Annotated in this window: 3 protein-coding genes and 1 pseudogene; 3 read left to right on the forward strand and 1 reads right to left on the reverse strand. The window is 42.1% G+C overall.

Going from position 1 to position 3,007, the window contains the following annotated elements; all coding sequences use genetic code 11:
• A pseudogene (locus tag B4033_RS00575) lies at positions 1-110 on the forward strand (alpha/beta hydrolase); the annotation flags it as partial.
• A gap of 57 nt (positions 111-167) precedes the next feature.
• Here B4033_RS00575 and fabR read toward each other — a convergent pair.
• Positions 168-848, reverse strand: a complete 681-nt coding sequence (fabR, locus tag B4033_RS00580) for an HTH-type transcriptional repressor FabR (protein WP_004894263.1) — start codon at positions 846-848, stop codon at positions 168-170.
• Positions 849-997: 149 nt separating this feature from the next.
• On the opposite strand from fabR, the gene B4033_RS00585 reads away from it, so the two are divergent.
• Together B4033_RS00585 and B4033_RS00590 are read left to right on the forward strand one after the other, a co-directional pair.
• Positions 998-2,065: a ferredoxin reductase gene (locus B4033_RS00585; RefSeq protein WP_286831107.1), complete on the forward strand. Its 1,068-nt coding sequence runs from the start codon at positions 998-1,000 to the stop codon at positions 2,063-2,065.
• Positions 2,066-2,079: 14 nt separating this feature from the next.
• A partial coding sequence (locus tag B4033_RS00590; protein ID WP_286831108.1) for a fatty acid desaturase family protein occupies positions 2,080-3,007 on the forward strand: 928 nt, incomplete at its 3' end.

Raw genomic sequence — 3,007 nt, forward strand, 5'->3', positions numbered from 1 at the left:
AAATTTATCAAATTGATTATTCAGTCTTGCCAGGTGGACATATGTTTCCACTGGAACAGCCAAAACAGGTAGCTGAATATGTAAAAGCCAAACTGAAAACTTTGGGATAATATCGAATAAAAAGAGATGATCGGTATCTCTTTTTATTTAGCTTGTATTCATCAAGATTAACGGATTTGAGACTGATCGAGATGTCGAGCACCTTCCAAAATCATGCGGATCATGATCATGGTCTGTTCGGCAATTTCCTGACGTTCATCAGCTGGCATATCTATCACTTTGGCACCCATGTTAAATACCAGTTGGGTAATCGCTTTGGCAGCGATATCCGGATAGAGCAGACGGCTTTTATTCAGTCTTTCCAGACGTACCAGGTCTTCCTGTAATTCCTGCTGGAAATACTGGAGTTGACGTTCTACCGCCTGTTTATATGATTGTGAACCGGTATAGCCTTCACGGAGTAACAAACTCAGGTTGCCTTCATCAGCATCTAACTGGGCAATGAATACTTCTACTGAACTACGGATAATACTGTTCTGTTTCGATGCCTTTAAGCGTGATTCATTCAGAATCTTACGCAATACCAGACCGGCACGGTCAATTAGTTCAATTGCCAGTTCATCGATATCTTTAAAGTGACGATAAAAGCTGTTCGGTGCAATACCTGCTTCGCGTGCTACTTCACGCAGGCTTAAAGAGGCAATACTTTTTTGTGGGCCAATCAGATTTAAGGCTGCCTGAAACAGTTCTTCTTTGGTAATCGTCGCCTTACGCCCCACGCTGCGTACAATGATCGGTTCATCAATGTTCTTTGTTTTGAGTAGGGAAGCGTCACTGCTTATTTTCATTGAAGACTCGTCATGTATTGGATATGAGGCATTCCAGTATTATAGCGAAGCGCAGCAAACTTGTGAAATGAATAGAAACAATACAGGTGTATATACAAATATATATACATGTGTATAATAATTCAAAACCCAACAAGATTGCTATGAAGATGCAGGTACTCGCAAAACGTAAATCGCCGATCGATTTCTTTAAAGAAAGCGTGATTGATCAGCATGCGATTAATTTCTGGATGCAGAAATTTAACCCACTCTGGTCGCTGAACCAGCCATTGGGCAAGATTGTGCATAAAGAAAATGCTGCCCAGGATATGGTCAGCCTGAAAATTCAGGTCAATCGCTTGTTCAAATTTGGCGAAGCAGGCCAGCATCATCCAGTTTACGTTGTGGTAAATGGTATTCGTTACGAGCGTAGCTATAGTTTGACGCAGTTAGACCAGCAACACGTGTTACTGACCATCAAGAAAGTTGAAGATGGTAAGGTAAGTCATTGGGCGGCAAATATCGCTCAAGTTGGTGACATTATTGAATTCGGTTTGCCATTTGGTGATATGACTTTAGCTGTTGAAGCAACACCAATGCTGTTGTTGGCAGCGGGTAGTGGTATTACACCTATGCTGAGTTTGCTCGAAGCATTGAGCAAGCCTGACAAGCTGAGTCAACAGCCAGTACAGCTTCTGTACTGGGTAAAGCATTATCAAGATGTCGCATTCAAATCACGTTTTGAAGAATTTGCTGCGCAGTATCCAAACTTTAGCTTTAAAGTATTCGCGACTCAGGAACAACCGGCTGCAGAACGCTTGAATCAAAGTCATCTGGCCGATCTTCAAAATATTGATCAGACAACAGTCTATGCTTGCGGTCCATCAGGTTTTGTCGCTCAGGCAGAAATACTGTTTGTTCATGCCAAAGTATTTAAGTCTGAAGCTTTCAGCATGAGTTTGGACGATAACACTGAAACAGGCTTTGTGAATGTCACACTGACGCAATCTAATAAAGTTGTTAGCATTCCAAAAGGTCAGTCTATTCTGGCGAGTCTGGAACAGCAAAATATTAAACCGAACCACGGCTGTCGTATGGGTATTTGTAATAAATGCGCTTGCAATAAAGTTGAAGGTTCTACCAAAAATTTAGTCAATGGCGCACAAAATAAAGAACCAGGAAATCTCCTGAAAATTTGTGTGAATTCAGCGCAGACTGACCTTGTCATCGACCTATAAGCGAGTTGATCACTATGAATATGCCAGTAAAATTTCAGTATTTTAAAAATCCAAAAAACCGTGAACTGACACAGACAGAATTGGACGAACTTGCGCGCGAACTTGATGCGATCAAGCAGGAAGTGCTAGATGACTTGGGCGAAAAAGACGCGAAATACATCCGTCGTGTCTATTCTGCAGTTCGTTACTCTTCTATCGCGGGTCGTGCGTTATTGTTCGCAGGCTGGTTCCCACCAGCATGGGTTTTAGGTACAGGTCTGCTTGGTTTTGCCAAAATCATGGAAAATATGGAGTTGGGTCATAATGTCATGCACGGTCAGTACGACTGGATGAATGATCCTAAGATGAATGGCCAGACCTATGAATGGGACATTGTGGGTACTTCTGATAACTGGCGTCAAACCCATAACTTTAAACATCATACCTATACCAATATTAAAGGTATGGATGATGATATCGGCTATGGTCTGGTTCGTCTGTTCCCTGAACAACGCTGGAAACCGGGTTATTTATTACAACCGATTTACAGCATTCCATTCTGCCTATTGTTCCAATGGGGCGTAGCGATTCAAAACCTTGAACTAGGTAAATACTTCAAGGGTCGTAAAACCAAGGAACAGACCAAAGAAGAATGGAAACCAATGCAGCGTAAAATTACCAAGCAGCTGTTTAAGGACTATGTCTTCTTCCCATTATTTGCAGGTCCTGCTGCATTGCCGGTGTTTGCTGGTAATATGGTGGCAAATGGTATCCGTAACGTTTGGACATTTAGTATTATTTTCTGTGGCCACTTTACTAAGGATGTTGAAGTATTTCCGAAATCAGTACTGGAAAATGAAAGCCGTGGTCACTGGTATATGCGACAGATCCGTGGTTCATCGAATCTGACAGGCTCTGAAGCATTTCATATTCTGACCGGTCACTTGAGCCATCAGATTGAGC

Source organism: Acinetobacter sp. UBA3132, assembly GCF_002364825.1.
GTDB classification, from domain to species: Bacteria; Pseudomonadota; Gammaproteobacteria; order Pseudomonadales; family Moraxellaceae; genus Acinetobacter; species Acinetobacter schindleri.